Source organism: Streptomyces sp. yr375 (assembly GCF_900110755.1).
GTDB lineage: Bacteria > Actinomycetota > Actinomycetes > Streptomycetales > Streptomycetaceae > Streptomyces.
In genome coordinates, this window is record NZ_FOFF01000038.1 from 58,442 (window position 1) to 75,010 (window position 16,569).

16 protein-coding genes are annotated in these 16,569 nt (G+C 71.2%); 9 read left to right on the top strand and 7 right to left on the bottom strand.

Translation table 11 applies throughout. From position 1 onward, the window contains the following. The first annotated feature begins 97 nt into the window (after positions 1-97). Entirely contained in the window at positions 98-2,710 is a 2,613-nt protein-coding gene (locus BMZ82_RS29010) for a DEAD/DEAH box helicase (protein ID WP_093780363.1), read from the top strand. 117 nt (positions 2,711-2,827) lie between these two features. Further along, entirely contained in the window at positions 2,828-3,706 is an 879-nt protein-coding gene (locus BMZ82_RS29015) for an alpha/beta fold hydrolase (protein WP_093780364.1), read from the top strand. Between the two features lie 26 nt (positions 3,707-3,732). On the opposite strand, the gene BMZ82_RS29020 is transcribed toward BMZ82_RS29015, so the two are convergent. Further along, the gene (locus BMZ82_RS29020; protein ID WP_177244707.1) at positions 3,733-4,629 is read right to left on the bottom strand and encodes an NYN domain-containing protein; all 897 of its coding nucleotides are present in this window, start codon (positions 4,627-4,629) and stop codon (positions 3,733-3,735) included. Positions 4,630-4,837: 208 nt separating this feature from the next. Between BMZ82_RS29020 and BMZ82_RS29025 the strand changes: the two genes are divergently transcribed. Further along, positions 4,838-4,990 (top strand): hypothetical protein, encoded by a 153-nt coding sequence (locus tag BMZ82_RS29025; RefSeq protein ID WP_007384531.1) that lies wholly within the window; start codon positions 4,838-4,840, stop codon positions 4,988-4,990. A 120-nt stretch (positions 4,991-5,110) separates the two neighbouring features. Here BMZ82_RS29025 and BMZ82_RS29030 read toward each other — a convergent pair whose 3' ends face one another. The 3 genes from BMZ82_RS29030 to BMZ82_RS29040 form a co-directional block, all read right to left on the bottom strand. Beyond that, entirely contained in the window at positions 5,111-5,716 is a 606-nt protein-coding gene (locus tag BMZ82_RS29030; protein ID WP_093780393.1) for a MarC family protein, read from the bottom strand. 52 nt (positions 5,717-5,768) lie between these two features. Further along, positions 5,769-6,626, bottom strand: a complete 858-nt coding sequence (locus tag BMZ82_RS29035) for a PHP domain-containing protein (RefSeq protein WP_093780366.1) — start codon at positions 6,624-6,626, stop codon at positions 5,769-5,771. 134 nt (positions 6,627-6,760) lie between these two features. After that, the gene (locus tag BMZ82_RS29040) at positions 6,761-7,402 is read right to left on the bottom strand and encodes a DUF6758 family protein (protein ID WP_093780367.1); all 642 of its coding nucleotides are present in this window, start codon (positions 7,400-7,402) and stop codon (positions 6,761-6,763) included. Positions 7,403-7,540: 138 nt separating this feature from the next. Between BMZ82_RS29040 and BMZ82_RS29045 the strand changes: the two genes are divergently transcribed. Next, positions 7,541-8,743 carry an MFS transporter gene (locus tag BMZ82_RS29045; protein ID WP_093780368.1) on the top strand — a complete coding sequence of 401 codons (1,203 nt, stop codon included), beginning with the start codon at positions 7,541-7,543 and terminating at the stop codon, positions 8,741-8,743. A 70-nt stretch (positions 8,744-8,813) separates the two neighbouring features. On the opposite strand, the gene BMZ82_RS29050 is transcribed toward BMZ82_RS29045, so the two are convergent. Next, entirely contained in the window at positions 8,814-9,398 is a 585-nt protein-coding gene (locus BMZ82_RS29050) for a suppressor of fused domain protein (protein ID WP_093780369.1), read from the bottom strand. A 470-nt stretch (positions 9,399-9,868) separates the two neighbouring features. Here BMZ82_RS29050 and BMZ82_RS29055 point away from each other — a divergent pair, with 470 nt between their 5' ends. Both BMZ82_RS29055 and BMZ82_RS29060 read left to right on the top strand, forming a co-directional pair. After that, positions 9,869-10,996 carry a magnesium and cobalt transport protein CorA gene (locus BMZ82_RS29055; protein ID WP_093780370.1) on the top strand — a complete coding sequence of 376 codons (1,128 nt, stop codon included), beginning with the start codon at positions 9,869-9,871 and terminating at the stop codon, positions 10,994-10,996. A 34-nt stretch (positions 10,997-11,030) separates the two neighbouring features. Continuing rightward, positions 11,031-11,576 (top strand): hypothetical protein, encoded by a 546-nt coding sequence (locus BMZ82_RS29060; RefSeq protein ID WP_093780371.1) that lies wholly within the window; start codon positions 11,031-11,033, stop codon positions 11,574-11,576. 20 nt (positions 11,577-11,596) lie between these two features. Here BMZ82_RS29060 and BMZ82_RS29065 read toward each other — a convergent pair whose 3' ends face one another. Beyond that, complete coding sequence (locus tag BMZ82_RS29065) at positions 11,597-12,361, bottom strand: hypothetical protein (protein WP_093780372.1); 765 nt, start codon at positions 12,359-12,361, stop codon at positions 11,597-11,599. A gap of 247 nt (positions 12,362-12,608) precedes the next feature. Here BMZ82_RS29065 and BMZ82_RS29070 point away from each other — a divergent pair, with 247 nt between their 5' ends. The 3 genes from BMZ82_RS29070 to BMZ82_RS29080 are packed head-to-tail and all read left to right on the top strand — an operon-like array spanning position 12,609 to position 15,766. Next, positions 12,609-14,003, top strand: a complete 1,395-nt coding sequence (locus tag BMZ82_RS29070) for a magnesium transporter MgtE N-terminal domain-containing protein (protein ID WP_093780373.1) — start codon at positions 12,609-12,611, stop codon at positions 14,001-14,003. Continuing rightward, on the top strand, positions 13,993-14,589 hold the full coding sequence (locus tag BMZ82_RS29075) for a DUF1003 domain-containing protein (RefSeq protein WP_093780374.1): 597 nt from the start codon (positions 13,993-13,995) through the stop codon (positions 14,587-14,589). Before BMZ82_RS29070 ends, BMZ82_RS29075 begins: the two co-directional genes overlap by 11 nt. Positions 14,590-14,632: 43 nt before the next feature. After that, positions 14,633-15,766 carry an Mrp/NBP35 family ATP-binding protein gene (locus tag BMZ82_RS29080; protein ID WP_093780375.1) on the top strand — a complete coding sequence of 378 codons (1,134 nt, stop codon included), beginning with the start codon at positions 14,633-14,635 and terminating at the stop codon, positions 15,764-15,766. 108 nt (positions 15,767-15,874) lie between these two features. On the opposite strand, the gene BMZ82_RS29085 is transcribed toward BMZ82_RS29080, so the two are convergent. After that, positions 15,875-16,534 carry a hypothetical protein gene (locus BMZ82_RS29085; RefSeq protein WP_093780376.1) on the bottom strand — a complete coding sequence of 220 codons (660 nt, stop codon included), beginning with the start codon at positions 16,532-16,534 and terminating at the stop codon, positions 15,875-15,877. Between the last annotated feature and the right edge of the window lie 35 nt (positions 16,535-16,569).

A 16,569-nucleotide genomic window follows, 5' to 3' on the forward strand; every position in this document is an offset into this window, starting at 1 on the left:
CAGCACCCTGACTACGTTCCGAGAGCTCGGGATCCTTCCCGAGACCGCCGAGGCCCTCGAAGCCGTCGGCATCATCACCCCCTTCCCCATCCAGGAGATGACGCTCCCCGTGGCCCTGACGGGCACGGACGTCATCGGCCAGGCCAAGACCGGCACCGGCAAGACGCTCGGCTTCGGGCTCCCGCTCCTCGAGCGCGTGACCGTCCCCGCCGACGTCGAGGCCGGCCGCGCCAAGCCCGAGGCCCTCACCGACGCCCCGCAGGCGCTCGTCGTCGTCCCCACGCGCGAGCTGTGCACGCAGGTCACCAACGACCTGCTGACCGCGGGCAAGGTGCGCAACGTGCGCGTCCTCGCCATCTACGGCGGCCGGGCCTACGAGCCCCAGGTCGAGGCCCTGAAGAAGGGCATCGACGTCGTCGTCGGCACCCCGGGCCGGCTCCTGGACCTCGCGGGCCAGAAGAAGCTCGACCTCAGGCACATCAAGTCGCTCGTCCTCGACGAGGCCGACGAGATGCTCGACCTGGGCTTCCTGCCCGACGTCGAGAAGATCATCAACATGCTTCCGGCGAAGCGCCAGACCATGCTGTTCTCGGCGACCATGCCGGGCGCGGTCATCGGTCTCGCCCGCCGCTACATGTCGCAGCCCACGCACATCCGCGCCACCGCGCCGGACGACGAGGGCGTGACCGTCGCGAACATCTCGCAGCACGTGTACCGCGCGCACAACATGGACAAGCCCGAGATGGTCAGCCGCATCCTCCAGGCCGACGGCCGGGGCCTGGTCATGGTCTTCTGCCGGACGAAGCGCACCGCGGCCGACCTCGCCGACCAGCTCCAGCAGCGCGGCTTCGCGTCCGGCGCGGTCCACGGCGACCTCGGCCAGGGCGCCCGCGAGCAGGCGCTGCGCGCCTTCCGCAACGGCAAGGTCGACGTCCTGGTCTGCACCGACGTCGCCGCGCGCGGCATCGACGTCGAGGGCGTCACGCACGTCATCAACTACCAGTCGCCGGAAGACGAGAAGACGTTCCTGCACCGCGTCGGCCGCACGGGCCGCGCGGGCGCCAAGGGCATCGCCGTCACGCTCGTCGACTGGGACGACATCCCGCGCTGGCAGCTCATCAACAAGGCGCTGGAGCTCGACTTCAACGACCCGCCGGAGACGTACTCCACCTCCCCGCACTTCTACGAGGAGATGCAGATCCCCGCGGGCACCAAGGGTGTTCTGCCGCGCGCGGAGCGCACCCGCGCCGGGCTCGACGCCGAGGTGCTGGAAGACCTGGGCGAGCCGGGCGGCCGTGCCGCACGCGGTCGCGGCGACCGAGGTGGCCGCAGTGACCGGGGCGGTCGCAACGACCGCGGCGAGCGCGGCGGCCGGGGCGAGTCCCGCTCCCCCGCCGGCGAGCGGGTCGGCGAGCGCGCCGGCACCGAGGAGCGCGCCGCCCGCACGCCGCGTCGCCGTCGTCGTACGCGCAACGGCTCCGCGATCGACGCCGCGCCCGCGCCGCTCGGCACGACGGCACCGGCGCAGGCCCCCGTGGCCGAGCCGACGTCGTCCGTGACGGAGGAGACCGCAGGGCCGCGCACCCCGCGCCGTCGCCGCCGTACACGCACCGGGTCCGGGCAGGAGGCCGCCGCAGTCGCGGTGGCGGTCGCTGAAGTGACGGTCGCTGAAGTGGCTGTCGCGCCTGTCGCCGAGGCCGCCGAGGCGGTCGTGGCGACGGTGGAGGGCTCGGCCCTCGACGCCCCGGAGGCCGCCGAGAAGCCGCGCCGCCGCCGTACCCGCAAGCCGGCCGAGACCGCCGTCGACACGGTGGTGGAGGCCGCGGAGGCACCCGAGGTTCCGGAGGCGACGGTGGCCGCGCCACGTCGTCGGACCCGCAAGGCGGCGGCTCCGGCCGAAGCCGTGGTCGAGACCGTCGCGTCCGTCGAGGCCCCGGAGGCCGTCGCGGTCGTCGAGCCCGTGACCAAGCCGCGCCGTGCTCGTAAGACGGCCGCCGCTGCCGAGACCGTGGCCGACACCGTCGAAGCGACCGAGGCCAAGCCGCGCCGCCGCACCACTCGCAAGGCCGCCGAGCCCGAGACGACGGTCGTCGCGGCCGAGATCCCGGCTCAGGCCACGCAGGAGGCGGAGCCCGTCAAGCCGCGCCGCACGCGTAAGACGGCCGCCGCTGCGGTCGTCGCCGACGCCCCGGCAGCCGCCGAGGCCGAGGTCAAGCCGCGTCGCACCCGCAAGGCAGCGGCCCCGGCCGAAGCCGCCGTCGACACGGCAGAGGGCACGGAGGCCAAGCCGCGCCGCACCCGCAAGACCGCCGCCGCAGCCGTCGCCGCCGACGCCCCGGAAGCCACCGAGGCCGAGGTCAAACCGCGTCGCACCCGCAAGGCAGCGGCCCCGGCCGAAGCCGCCGTCGACACGGCAGAGGGCACGGAGGCCAAGCCGCGCCGCACCCGCAAGACCGCCGCCGCAGCCGTCGCCGCCGACGCCCCGGCAGCCGCCGAGGCCGAGGTCAAGCCGCGCCGCACCCGTAAGACGGCGGCGGCCAAGGCCACGGCCACGGCCGACATTCCGGCCCAGGCCACGCAGGAGGCCGCCGAGGTCAAGCCGCGCCGTACGCGCAAGGTTGCCGCCACCGCGCCGGCCGAGGCCGAAGCCGAGGTCAAGCCCCGTCGCACCCGCAAGGCGACGGCCGCCGCGGAGCCCGCGGACGGCTGATCGACCGGCCCGGCATGACGGTCCGACGGCCCGGTCCCTCCTCGTGAGGGCGGGGCCGTCGGCGTTCCCGCACTCCCGCCTACGGCGCTCCGCGCGCCCTCCCGGTAGCCTCGGCACGTGACCACGCCGAGCATCACCACCCCCTTCCCCCCGCCCCCAGGCGCGCGTGCGTACCACCTGCGGACCGAGCGCGGTGAGTTCGCCGTCGTCGACGCGCCCGTGCCCGCCGGCGTCGAGCCGCGCGGTGTCGCGCTGCTGCTGCCCGGCTTCACCGGCAGCAAGGAGGACTTCCACCGGCTGCACGAGCCGCTCGCGGCGCGCGGCTACCGGGCGATCGCCGTGGACGGGCGCGGGCAGAACGAGTCCGACGGCCCGGCCGAGGACGAATCCCCTTACGCCCAGGAGGAGTTGGCGCGGGACGTGCTGGCGCAGGCGGCGGCCCTCGACACGCCCCTGCATCTCGTCGGGCACTCCCTCGGCGGGCAGATCGCCCGCGCCGCCGTCCTCCTCGACCACTCCCCCTTCGTCTCGTTCACGCTCGTCTCCTCGGGCCCCGCCGAGATCTCCGACTCGCAGAAGGAGCGCGTGAAGCTGCTGCACGACGCGCTCGCGGTGATGACGATGCCGGAGGTGTGGGGGGCGATCCTGGCGATGGGTCCGCCGGAGGAAGTCGGCGGCCCGGCCCGCGGCTTCGGCAAGCTGGACCAGCTACGGCTGCGCTGGCTGAACCACAAGCCGGCCCAACTCCTCGTCACCGGCCGCCAGTTGTGCACCGCACCGAACCGGGTCGCCGAACTCGCCGCCGTACCACTGCCGTTCCACGTCGTGTCGGGATCGGTGGACGACACCTGGCCGGTGAGTCTCCTGGACGAGATGGCGGCGGACCTGCGCGCGCACCGGACGATCGTGCCGGACGCCGAGCACTCCCCGAACCTCGACCAGCCCCTCCCGACGGCCCACGCCCTGGCCGACTTCTGGGACCACCACCCCCGGTAGCAGTACTGCCAGTACTGCCAGTACTGCTAGTACTGCGTCTGCACGTGCTCCCAGAAGCCGTCCCGCAGTGAGCGTCTCAGGTCCGCCTGGCCGCGCAGGGAGTACTGGAGGATGCCCTCGGCCTCGACCAGGAGGTCCTGGTCGACGGAGCCGGGGAGGTAGGGGTGGCCCGGCAGCAGTTCCACCAGGGCCTCGCTGCCGCGGGCCGCGAGCCACTTCGCCGCGATCTGCGCGCCGGCGAAGCGGACGGCCTCGCGGGTGGGGCGCATCGCGCCGTTCGCCTCGTAGGTCTGGGCGGTGCGGCGGGCGACGTACGGCTTGAAGAAGTCGAGGTCGAGGGTGCGTTGGCTGTCGACCTCCCAGAGCAGCGGCTCGGCCTGGTTCTTGCCTTCCGGTGCCTCGATGCCCCAGAGGTGGACGCGGGCCCCGTACCCCTGCGCGGCCTCCACCGCCGAGACCAGGTCCTCGTCGCCGCCGAGCAGGGCCGCGTCGCTGATGGCGCGGTGGCGGGCCAGTGACTCCAGGTCGGAGCGGATGAGCGAATCGACGCCCTTCTGCTGGTTGTTGGCGTTCAGGTTGCCCAACCGCACCTTGACGTCCGGCAGTTCGGCGATGGACTGCTGCTCGGTGGTGTGGATGCGGCGGCGGGCGCCGTCGTACCAGTAGACGCGCAGCAGCCGGCTGTCGGCGAAGATCGAGCGGGCGCGGTCGATGAGCGCCTCGATCAGGCCCTCGGCGTCGAGGTCGAAGGCGCGGCGGTCCTCGGTCCCGGCCACCAGACGCCCCGCCGCCGCGTACAGATACCCCGCGTCGACGAAGATCGCGTGGGTCGAGGGCGTCTTGGCGACCTCGGCGAGCATGCGGGTGAGCAGCTCGTTCACGCGGTCGATGCGGGCGGCGAGGGCCGGCAGGTCGTCGTTCATCGGCTCCATTGTCCTGGTGGTCACGCTGTGAGCACAAACGGTCTCGTTCAGTCTCCGTCAGGTCCCTTCGCGCAACCCCCTTACTGGTTAGTAATTAGTCGTTCGAAAAATTTCTTTAGCGTAGGGAATGTTTGTAACATGCACCGCGTTGACTCTTCACGTAGACAGCAATCCTCTTCGGGAGGATGACCAGACGAAGGGAGAAGCAATGCGCTTCGAAATCATGCGACTCGACGACGTCGACGGCACGCCCGTGGACAGCACCGTCGTGGACGCCGCCTCCGTCAACCGGATCGTCCAGCAAGCCGCCGCCATCGGGCAGCGGCTGTGGATCCGTCCGGCCGACACCTCGGCCTCGTAACGGATCCTTGCACGCAGGCACCACAGAGCACACAGGCACCACAAAGCAACACAAGCTTTCAGAGCCCCCTACGGCATCGCCGTAGGGGGCTCTGCGCGCTCCGAAGGCCCGTTCAGCCGGTCAGCTCGCGTGGATGACCTGCGTGATCCCGTTGATGATCTGCTGCACGGCGATCGCGGAGAGCATCATGCCCGCGAGCCGTGTCACCAGGACCACGCCACCGTCCTTGATGACCCGGATGATCAGCAGCGAGTACCGCATCACCAGCCACAGCACGACGTGGATGGCGAGGATCGCCACCCAGACCGACACCTGCGAGGCCACCCCGTCGGCCTTCTGCACGGCGAGGATGACGGACACGATGGCACCCGGCCCGGCCAGCAACGGCATGCCGAGCGGGACGAGCGCGACGTTGACGTCCTTGGTCTGCTTCGGTTCGTCGGTCTTGCCGGTGAGCAGGTCCAGCGCGATCAGCAGGAGCAGCAGCCCGCCCGCGATCATCAGCGCGGGCACGGAGACGTGCAGGTAGTCGAGGATCTGGTGACCGAGCAGCCCGAACACGGTGATCACACCGCCCGCCACACAGACCGCCTGGAAGGCCATCCGCTTCTGCACCTTGGCGGGGCGTCCGGCGGTCAGGGCGAGGAAGATCGGGGTGATCCCGGGGGGATCCATGATGACAAAAAGGGTGAGGAAGAGAGAGCCGAAGACAGCGACGTCGAACATCAGTACGAAGACCTTGCGCAAAAGGGGGTTGATGGAGGTACGGGGGTGAGCGTCAGGCTCCGCCGGTTCCCGGTACCGGGAACGCGCCCGTCGCGCGCCGGGTGATCTCCCCGTACACCTCGGGGTCGGTCGTGTACTCGCCGAGTGCGCAGGTCTTGCGGCTGCCGTGGTAGTCCGAGGAGCCGGTGACCAGCAGCCCCAGCTCGGCGGCCAGTGCGCGCAGTCGCGCCCGGGTGTCCGCGTCGTGGTCCATGTGGTCGACCTCGATGCCGTCGAGGCCGGCCGCGGCCAGCTCGGCGATCACCGACTCCGGGACCGTACGCCCCCGCTTGCGGGCGCCCGGGTGCGCGAAGACGGTGACCCCGCCCGCGCCCTTGACCAGCCGGATCGCCTCGAAGGGGTCGGTCTCGTGCTTCGCGACCCAGGCCCGGCCGCCGTCGGCCAGCCAGTCCTCGGTGAACGCGTCGCTCACGGTCGGTACGACGCCCAGCTCGACCAGTGCGGTCGCGACGTGCGGCCGCCCCACGGACCCCTCCCCCGCGATCCGCGCGACCTGCTCCCAGGTGACGGGCACGCCCAGTTCGTTGAGCCGGGCGACCATCCCGCGCGCCCGCGGCACGCGGTCGTCGCGCACCAGCTCGCGCTCGGCGAGCAGCGCGGGCTCCTCGGGGTCGAACAGGTAGGCCAGCATGTGCATGCTGATGCCGTCGATACGGCAGGACAGCTCGGCGCCGGTGACGAGAGTGAGCCCGCGCGGCAGCGCGGCGACGGCCTCGGCGTAACCGCGGGTGGTGTCGTGGTCGGTCAGCGCGACGACGTCCAGACCGGCGGCGGACGCGTTGCGCACCAGCTCGGCCGGGGTGTCCGTACCGTCGGAGGCCGTGGAGTGACAGTGCAGATCGATACGCACGACGCAGACTCCAGGCGATGACAGGACGAAGGGGACGCCTCAGCATAGCCGGTTATCAGACCGCTCCCGTCACACCCGAAACCCGGAAGCGCCCCCTACACACGCCCCCGCACACGCACACCCCTCAAGCGGGCCTACGGCTTGAGCAGGCGCGGCGACAGCGCCCCGCACGGTACGAGGTCGACCTCCGCGCCCGCGTCCCGCAGGTCCGTCAGCACCAGTTCGTCGTACATCAGCAGCCCCGACTGCTCGGGCCACACCACCGCCCACAGCCACAGTCCGCGCGCCTCGCCCGCGAACACCGCGCGGTCGTCCGGGGTGGCGGAGAGATGCCACAGCGGGGTCGGCCGGCCGGCGGCCAGCAGCTTCGCCTGCGGGGGTTTCTCGACGTTCAGGTACGGACCCGGGTCCGGCCCGTCGACACCGGCGTACCACGCGCCGAGACCGACGCCGAGCTCCTCGGCGACGAGGATCAGCTCGCCCATGCCGCCGAGCGGGGCCGGCCCGGAGCAGGCCACCACGGTGGCGCGGCCTCCGCTGCGGTCGTCGCCCGCGTACGTCACGCCCGTGAAGAGCCAGCCGACCGGCAGCGGCCAGGGCATCCACACCGGTACCCGCGTGCGATGCACGACGACGCTGAGGGCCTCGACGCTGGGCGGGATCACGGGCTGCAGCGGATGCACCGCCCCGTGCACATCGCACTGCCAGGAATCGGCGAAGAGTCCGGGAGCCCTGACCCGGCCACCACACTTCGGGCAACTGGGTTCGCCCCTCATAGAGCCCCACGCTCCTACCCGAGCCCGCCCACGTCAAGGACGATCACCCATCCGGACGGAAGCCTTCCGGAAGGCGGCAGCCCACCCCCTCATAGATGTATCTTGCATCAATTAGGCGCTCTAACTTAACGTGTGCACATGCCAACCATCTCGGAACAACCCAAGGCGGTATGGGCGACGGCCGGCGCGTCCGTCGTCGCGTTCATGGGCATCGGTCTCGTCGACCCGATCCTGCCGTCGATCGCCCGGGGCCTGGACGCCACGGCCGGTCAGGTCTCCCTGCTCTTCACCTCGTACTTCCTGATCACCGCCGTGGCGATGCTGGTCACCGGCTTCATCTCCAGCCGTATCGGCGGCCGCCGGACGCTGCTGCTCGGCCTCGCGCTCGTCGTCGTCTTCGCCGGTCTGTCGGGCACCTCGGGCTCGGTCGCCGAACTGGTGGGCTTCCGGGCGGGCTGGGGGCTCGGCAACGCGCTCTTCGTCTCCACCGCCCTCGCGGTGATCGTGGGCGCGGCGGCCGGCGGCAGCGCGGCGGCCATCCTGCTGTACGAGTCCGCCCTCGGCCTCGGCATGGCCTGCGGACCGCTGCTCGGCGCGCTGCTCGGCGACGCGAGCTGGCGCTACCCGTTCTTCGGCACGGCGTTCCTGATGGCGGTCGGCTTCCTGTGCATCACGGCGTTCCTGGCGGAGCAGCCGAAGCCGGCCCGCAGGACCTCGCTGCTGGACCCGCTGAAGGCGCTCGGCCACGGCGGTCTCGCCTCCGTCGCCGCCTCGGCGTTCTTCTACAACTACACGTTCTTCACCGTGCTGGCCTTCACCCCGTTCGTGCTGGACATGACCCCGTACCGGTCGGGGGCGGTGTTCTTCGCGTGGGGTCTGCTGCTCGCCGTCTTCTCGGTGCTCGTCGCGCCGCGCCTCCAGGAGCGGTTCGGCTCGCTGAAGGTGCTCGGCGGCTCGCTGCTGCTGCTCGCCGTCGACGTGCTCGCCCTCGGCTACGGCGACCACATCACGGCGATCGTCTGCACGGTCCTGTCGGGCGCGTTCATCGGCGTGAACAACACCGTCTACACCGAGTTGGCGCTCGGCGTCTCCGACGCCCCGCGTCCGGTGGCGAGCGCGGGCTACAACTTCGTGCGCTGGTTCGCGGCGGCTGCCGCGCCCTACTTCGCGCCGAAGATCGAGGAGTGGACCGACATCCACGTCCCGTTCGTCGTCGCGGCGGTGACGGCGGTGCTCGGCGCGGCCGTGGTCGTCGTACGGAGGAAGGCGCTCACGCGCGAGGCGGCGGAGCTGGAATCGAGGCACGCGACCGAGGACGGGGTGGCCGTCTTCGCTAGCTGAGCCGGCTGAGCCCCGCTGAACCAACTGACGGTTTTCAGCCGGGCGTTGGTGACATGGGTCACCCGGCGGCTCAGTCGAGCGGTACGGACCGCCGGGACGGGTCCCGCAGATCCGTCCCGTTCGTCAGCCAGCGCTCCTGGAGGGCCTGAGCGCCGTGGACGCGTTTCCAGGCGGCCTCGTTCGGGGTCATGGGCAGCAGCGGCAGGAAGCGGACCGGGTCGAGGGGCGCGTCGAGGCCGAGGTCCTCGACCAGACCGCCCGGCTCGGCGACCAGGACCGACGTGAAGGGAGCGCCGGGCCACAGCGGCTCGCCGACGTCCAGCGAGGCGCCGGGGGCCACGACCACACCCTCGACCTGCGGAGACGCGGCGAGCACGGCAAGCGGACGGAGCACCTTGTCCGTGTCGGCGGTGCCGGGGCGCACCGACAGGACCAGCTCGGCGCGCGGGCCCTCGACCGGGTCCGCGAGCATCGCCGTGGGGTCGCTCATCGGCTGCGCGGACATGCCGAGCGTGGCGTAACGGACGACGTCGCCCTCATGGAAACGCAGCACCTCGACACGGTCCGTACCGAGGAACGTGACCGCCGCGCGGGCGTCCGGCTCGCCCAGCGCGCTGCGCAGACGGGCCTCGACCAGAGGAAGAACATCAGCCATGCGGCGAGCATAGAACTCGTCACCGCGGGGCAAAGCAGCGCCTTGACACTTCGACCGGCTGATACTCTGGCACGGTCGTTCGGGGCAGCACGCAGAAGCGTCGCGATCTTGCCTCGACGCAGACGAGACTCCCTTACGAGGGACCGGCTGGAGGAGGTGGGGCTGTCATGGATCGAAGTCACCCGTGCAGTACCACTCGCTCTTCCGGCCGTTGACGCAGCTTCTCCGAACTTTCGGCTGATCGCCGCCTTTCCCGATCGCGTCCTCACGCGGAAGAGCACTTCGTTTCGTTTTCTCTGAACTTGCAGTAGCTGAACCAGTAGCTGAGTCAGCGACGAAACTCGCCACCGCGACGGAGCGGTGCTCCCCGCTTTGTGGACGTGCCAAACATCCGTACTCAGGACGTCCTCATTCCGGGTAGTTCCACCCGTCGCAGCGGCCTTCGTCGCCCGATGCGAAGGAGCCCTGCCATGTCGATGATCCGCGACCTGCGCGCCGTGGTCCGCCCGTCCCGCCCCTCCCTGCGCAAGAGCGTGCGCCTGGACAGCGGCGCCTACGACACCACCCGCGACCCCGGCACCCCGTCGGCCGTCGTCGACTGCGCCGTCTACCGCGACGGCACCCGCGTCCCGTTCACGACGCCGCCCACCCCGCACGAGGCCATGCGCCAGGTGCGGCGCGACGGCGGCTTCGTGTGGATCGGTCTGCACGAGCCGACCGAAGCCGAATTCGCCGGTATCGCCAGCGAGTTCGGGCTGCACCCGCTGGCCGTGGAGGACGCCGTGCAGGCGCACCAGCGGCCCAAGCTGGAGCGCTACGACGACTCCCTCTTCACCGTCTTCAAGACCATCCACTACGTCGAGCACGACCGGCTCACGGCCAACAGCGAGGTCGTCGAGACCGGTGAGGTCATGTGCTTCACCGGCAAGGACTTCTTCATCACCGTCCGGCACGGCGGCCAGGGCTCGCTGCGCGCGCTGCGCCACCGCCTCCAGGACGACCCCGAGCTGCTCGACAAGGGCCCCTCGGCGGTGCTGCACGCGATCGCCGACCATGTCGTCGACGGCTATGTCGCGGTCGCCGACGCCGTGCAGGACGACATCGACGAGGTCGAGACGGAGGTGTTCTCGCCGGGACGCAAGGGCTCCCCGCGCGGTACGGACGCCGGCCGGATCTACCAACTCAAGCGTGAGGTACTGGAGTTCAAGCGCGCGGTGTCGCCGCTGCTGCGGCCGATGCAGTTGCTGAGCGAGCGGCCGATGCGGCTGGTCGACCCCGATATCCAGAAGTACTTCCGGGACGTCGCCGACCACCTCGCCCGGGTCCAGGAGCAGGTCATCGGCTTCGACGAACTGCTCAACTCGATCCTTCAGGCCAACCTCGCGCAGGCGTCCGTCGCGCAGAACGAGGACATGCGCAAGATCACGTCCTGGGCGGCCATCATCGCCGTGCCGACGATGGTGTGCGGGGTGTACGGCATGAACTTCGACTACATGCCGGAACTGCACTGGAAGTTCGGCTATCCCGTCGTCATGACGGCCATGGTCGCGCTGTGTGTGGGCATCCACCGCACGCTGAAGCGCAACGGCTGGCTGTGAGGGGCGTCGGGCGGGCCCTGGCTAGGCTGGCGTCATGACAAGCGAGCTGCCCGGAAAGGCCCCCCTCGACCAGGCCCTTCTCGACCGGGCCCTCGTCGAGGAGGCCACCAAGAAGTCCGGCCTCGTCTGGGTGCGGGGCGCCGGCGAACCGGCCGCGCGTGCGCTGTGGCACGTGTGGCACGAGGGCGCGGCCTGCCTGATCGGCGACGGTCCCGGTGAGCAGCCGCTGCCAGGGCTCGTCCACGGCGGCTCGGCCGAGGTCACCGTCCGCAGCAAGGACAAGGGCGGCCGGCTGGTCTCCTGGACGGCGACGGTCGTGGAGCTGGCATCCGGTTCCGAAGCGTGGGAGGCGGCCGTCGCAGAGCTGAAGGGCAAGCGGCTGAACGCTCCCGACGGCGAGGCGATGACCGGGCGTTGGGCACGCGAGTGCCGCGTACTCCGGCTGGAGCCCACCGGGGGCGTACTGCCCCTGCCCGACGGGGATCTGGCGGCGCGGCCGGTGCCGTCGCCCGCCACCACCCGGGAACCGGCCCCGGCGGGCCTGCCGAAACTGCTGCTGAAGCGCCGCAAACCCAAGTAGCCGGTTACGTAAGGAGCCGGTCAGGACGTCGGCAGTTGCTTGCCGTAGTCCACCGTGTCGTCCTTGGCGGGTTTCTTCAGGGCGAAGTCCTGGCCCCAGGCGGAGAAGCTCAGTGTCCCGGCCCCGCCGCCCCGTTCCAGGCGCAGGGGGTACGGCTTGCCCTCCAGGGACACGTCCAGCGTGCCACCGGAGCCGCCGTCACCTGCGATGCGGATCGTGCGCACGCCGGACTGCTCGTGATGGCCGTCCGTGCCCAGCGAGCCGTGCAGCTCCAGAAGACCGTCGAGGAGGAGGTCCTTGTCCGTGAAACCGCTGAACTTCTTGTACGAGGGGTCGCCCGTCGGCACCTTCACGTACTTGCCCTGGAGCTTTTCGGCCGCCGCCGTGTCGGAGTCGGTGCCCGAGCCGCCGTCACCGGACTTGCCGTCCTCGTGGTTCCAGAACGCCGCGTCGGCCTTCAGATACAACTCCTCGCCGATCCGCAGGACGTGGAAGGTGGCCCCCTCCGCGGTCACCGACCCGGTGCCGCCGCCCGCCTTCAGCCGCATGTCGAGCGTGTACGTCTTCCCGCTGGTGACCACGCTCCCCGACAGCCGCACCGCGTCCACACCGCCGGCGGCCGTCCGCGCCTTCGTCTGGATCTCCTTGGCGGGCAGCTTGCCCACGCCGTTCGTGCCGGCGTCCGGGTCCTCGCTGCACCCTGTCGCCCCCAGGCCCACGACCAGTGCGCACATCGCGCTCAGGAGCGCGGCCTTGCGAGTACGGCCCTGGGTAATCGCAGTCACAGAGAACGCTGCCTTTCTGCGGGGGTGTGCCGAGCGGCGTACGGCAGCGTACCGGGGTCGCGGGCCGCGAGCGGAGCCGGACCGTCCGGACCGCCCACCAGGGCGTATCCGATCGGGACGGGCTAGCCTGAAGCCCGCACGAGCGGGCAATCCGACCCGAGCGGACCATACGGAAACAGCCACGGAAACGGCTACAGAAGCAGCTACGGAAACAGCTACAAAAACGGTTAAGGAGAAAGGCGCGGTCATGGCATCGGGCAACCCGCGGATCTTCGTCTCGCACCTCGCCGCCGTGCCCGTCTTCGATCCGAACGGCGAGCAGGTGGGGCGGGTCCGCGATCTGGTCGTCGTGCTGCGGGTCGGGCGGCGGCCGCCGCGCGTGCTCGGGCTGGTCGTCGAACTGTCCACGCGGCGGCGGATCTTCCTGCCGATGACCCGGGTGACCGGCATCGAGTCCGGCCAGGTCATCACCACCGGCGTGGTCAACGTCCGGCGCTTCGAACAGCGGCCCACCGAGCGGCTCGTCTTCGGCGAGCTCCTGGACCGGCGCGTCAACCTCGTCGGGCCGGGGAAGCCCGGAGGGCCGGGAGAACCCGGGGAGCCGGGCGAGCTGGGCGAGCCGGGAGAGCTGGGAGAGGAGGTCACCGTCCTCGATGTGTCGCTGCGTCAGTTGCCGGCCCGCCGGGACTGGGAGATCGACCGGGTCTTCGTCCGCAAGGGCAGGAAGGGCGGCGCGTTCCGGCGGGCCAAGGGCGAGACGCTGACGGTGGGGTGGTCGGCCGTCACCGGGTTCTCGCTGGAGGAGCACGGGCAGGGGGCGGAGAGCCTCCTCGCCACCTTCGAGCAGTTGCGCCCGGCCGACCTCGCCAACGTGCTGCACCACCTGTCGCCGAAGCGGCGGGCCGAGGTCGCCGCCGCCCTCGACGACGACCGCCTCGCCGACGTCCTCGAGGAGCTGCCGGAGGACGACCAGATCGAGATCCTCGGCAAGTTGAAGGAGGAGCGCGCCGCGGACGTCCTGGAGGCCATGGACCCCGACGACGCGGCCGACCTGCTCTCCGAGCTGCCCGAGAACGACCAGGAGCGGCTGCTGAGCCTGATGGAGCCCGCCGACGCGGCCGACATGCGGCGTCTGCTGGCGTACGAGGAGCACACGGCGGGCGGCCTGATGACCACCGAGCCGATCATCCTGCGCCCGGACGCGACCGTCGCCGACGCCCTCGCCCGCGTGCGCAACCCCGACCTCTCCCCCGCCCTCGCCGCCCAGGTCTACGTCTGCCGCCCGCCGGACGAGACGCCGACCGGCAAGTACCTCGGCACGGTCCACTTCCAGCGCCTGCTGCGCGACCCGCCGTACACGCTGGTCAGCTCGATCCTCGACGAGAGCCTCCAGACCCTCGCGCCGGACGCGGCGCTGCCGGTCGTCGCCGGGTTCTTCGCGACGTACGACATGGTCGCGGCGCCCGTCGTCAACGAGGCGGGTTCGCTGCTGGGCGCGGTGACCGTGGACGACGTCCTGGACCACATGCTCCCGGAGGACTGGCGCGAGACGGAGTTCCACCTCGACGAAGGCAGTACCGAAGGCGGGACCGAGCACGGGACCGGCGTCGCGGGTGAGGGGGTGGTTCCGCATGGCTCCTGAGCGGGAGAGCGGGCGCGGCGAGCGCACGCCCAGCGGCGCCACGGCGTCCAGTCGTCACCGGGCCCGGCTGGACCAGCCGCGGACGCCCCGGCGTCGGCTGCTGCCCGAGTACGACCCGGAGGCCTTCGGGCGGCTGTCGGAGCGCATCGCGCGGTTCCTGGGCACCGGGCGGTTCATCGTCTGGATGACGATCGTCATCATCGTCTGGGTCCTGTGGAACATCTTCGCGCCCACTGACCTGCGCTTCGACCACTACCCCTTCATCTTCCTGACCTTGATGCTGTCCCTCCAGGCCTCCTACGCGGCCCCGCTGATCCTGCTCGCGCAGAACAGGCAGGACGACCGCGACCGGGTCAACCTGGAGCAGGACCGCAAGCAGAACGAGCGGTCGATCGCCGACACCGAGTACCTGACCAGGGAGATCGCCGCGCTGCGCATCGGCCTGGGCGAGGTCGCCACCCGGGACTGGATCCGCTCGGAGCTCCAGGACATGGTCAAGGAACTGGAGGAGCGGGGCAACGGCCATCGCGAACCCGCCGTATTCCCGGCGGAACGGTCGCGGGGGCGTGACGTAGACGACCGGTGACGGGCTTACCGGCGGCCCCGCCGGTCGCCGTACCATCGTGGTTATGGCTAGCGAAGACGCGGTGCGTGAAGCACTGGCGACGGTGAACGACCCCGAGATCAACCGCCCCATCACCGAACTGGGGATGGTGAAGTCGGTGGAGATCGGCGCGGACGGGGCGGTCGCGGTCGCCGTGTACCTGACGGTCTCCGGCTGCCCGATGCGCGAGACCATCACGCAGCGGGTGACCGACGCGGTTGCCGCGGTCGACGGCGTGACCAGCGTCGACGTGACGCTCGACGTGATGAGCGACGAACAGCGCAAGGAACTCGCGACCGCCCTGCGCGGTGGCCAGACCGAGCGCGAGGTCCCCTTCGCCAAGCCCGGCTCCCTCACCCGCGTGTACGCGATCGCGTCCGGCAAGGGCGGCGTCGGCAAGTCGTCGGTGACGGTGAACCTGGCGGCGGCGATGGCGGCCGACGGTCTGAAGGTGGGCGTGGTCGACGCCGACATCTACGGCCACAGCGTGCCGCGCATGCTGGGCGCGGACGGCCATCCGACCCAGGTCGAGAACATGATCATGCCGCCGTCGGCGCACGGCGTGAAGGTCATCTCCATCGGCATGTTCACTCCGGGCAACGACCCGGTCGTGTGGCGCGGCCCGATGCTGCACCGCGCGCTCCAGCAGTTCCTGGCGGACGTCTACTGGGGCGATCTGGACGTGCTCCTGCTGGACCTGCCCCCGGGCACGGGCGACATCGCGATCTCGGTCGCGCAGCTCGTCCCGAACGCGGAGATCCTCGTCGTGACGACGCCTCAGCAGGCGGCGGCCGAGGTCGCCGAGCGGGCGGGCTCGATCGCCGTGCAGACCCACCAGAAGATCGTCGGCGTGGTCGAGAACATGGCCGGCCTGCCCTGCCCGCACTGCGACGAGATGGTCGACGTGTTCGGCACGGGCGGCGGCCAGAGCGTGGCCGACGGCCTGACCCGTAGGACGGGCGCGTCGGTCCCCGTCCTCGGCTCCATCCCGATCGACGTCCGGCTGCGCGAGGGCGGCGACGAGGGCAAGCCGGTCGTGCTGAGCGACCCGGACTCCCCGGCGGGCGCGGCCCTGCGCGCGATCGCGGGCAAGCTGGGCGGCCGACAGCGCGGCCTGTCGGGCCTGTCGCTGGGGATCACACCCAGGAACAAGTTCTAGCGTTTCCGGCGTTCTCTAGCGTTTTCCGGCGTACGACCATGGGGTGCCCTCCGTCGCGAGGGCACCCTTCGTCGTTGCTGGCGCAGTCGTTGCCGGGCGCAGTCGTGGCTACGCGTACTCGGCGACGTCCTTGACGACGCAGAAGCCGAGCCCGTACGCGCTCATGCCCCTCCCGTACGCCCCCAGGTGCACCCCTTGCTCGGTGGAGCCGGCCAGGACCCAGCCGAACTCGGACTCCCGGTAGTGGAAGGGGGTCGGCACGCCGTCGACGGGGAGGGACAGCGTCGACCAGTCCGCGCCCGCGAGGTCGTCGGCGAGGACCCACGCCGTCTCGGTCTGCTGGTCCAGCCAGTCGTCGCGCAGGCTGTGGTCCATCTGGCCCGGCCAGGTGAAGGACAGCAGCCCGACGCCCGCGAGCCAGGCCGCCGAGGACACCGAGGTGGCCTCCAGCAGACCCGTGCCGTCCGCGCTGCGCCGCACGGGGTTCGCGGCGACGGTCACGACGACCGCGAACTTGCCGCGGTCCTCACCGGCCGTCTCGTGCCGTACGGAGGGCTCGTCACCGTGTCCGATGGAACCGTGCTCCACGGCCCCGTCGGCCGCCGTGCCCACCTGCATCAGCCAGCGCGGCCCCGTGAAGGCCTCGTCGAGGCCGTACCAGGGGAAGGGTGCCTCCAGGTAGCCGTCGACGGTACGGCGGGCGGAGGGGACCTGTTGTCCGTCCTCCGCGGCCGGCGTCTGCGCGACTGCTTGACTCGTCGTCTCCATGTGCCCGGACGCCTCCTCGTTCTCGACGGAGCGAC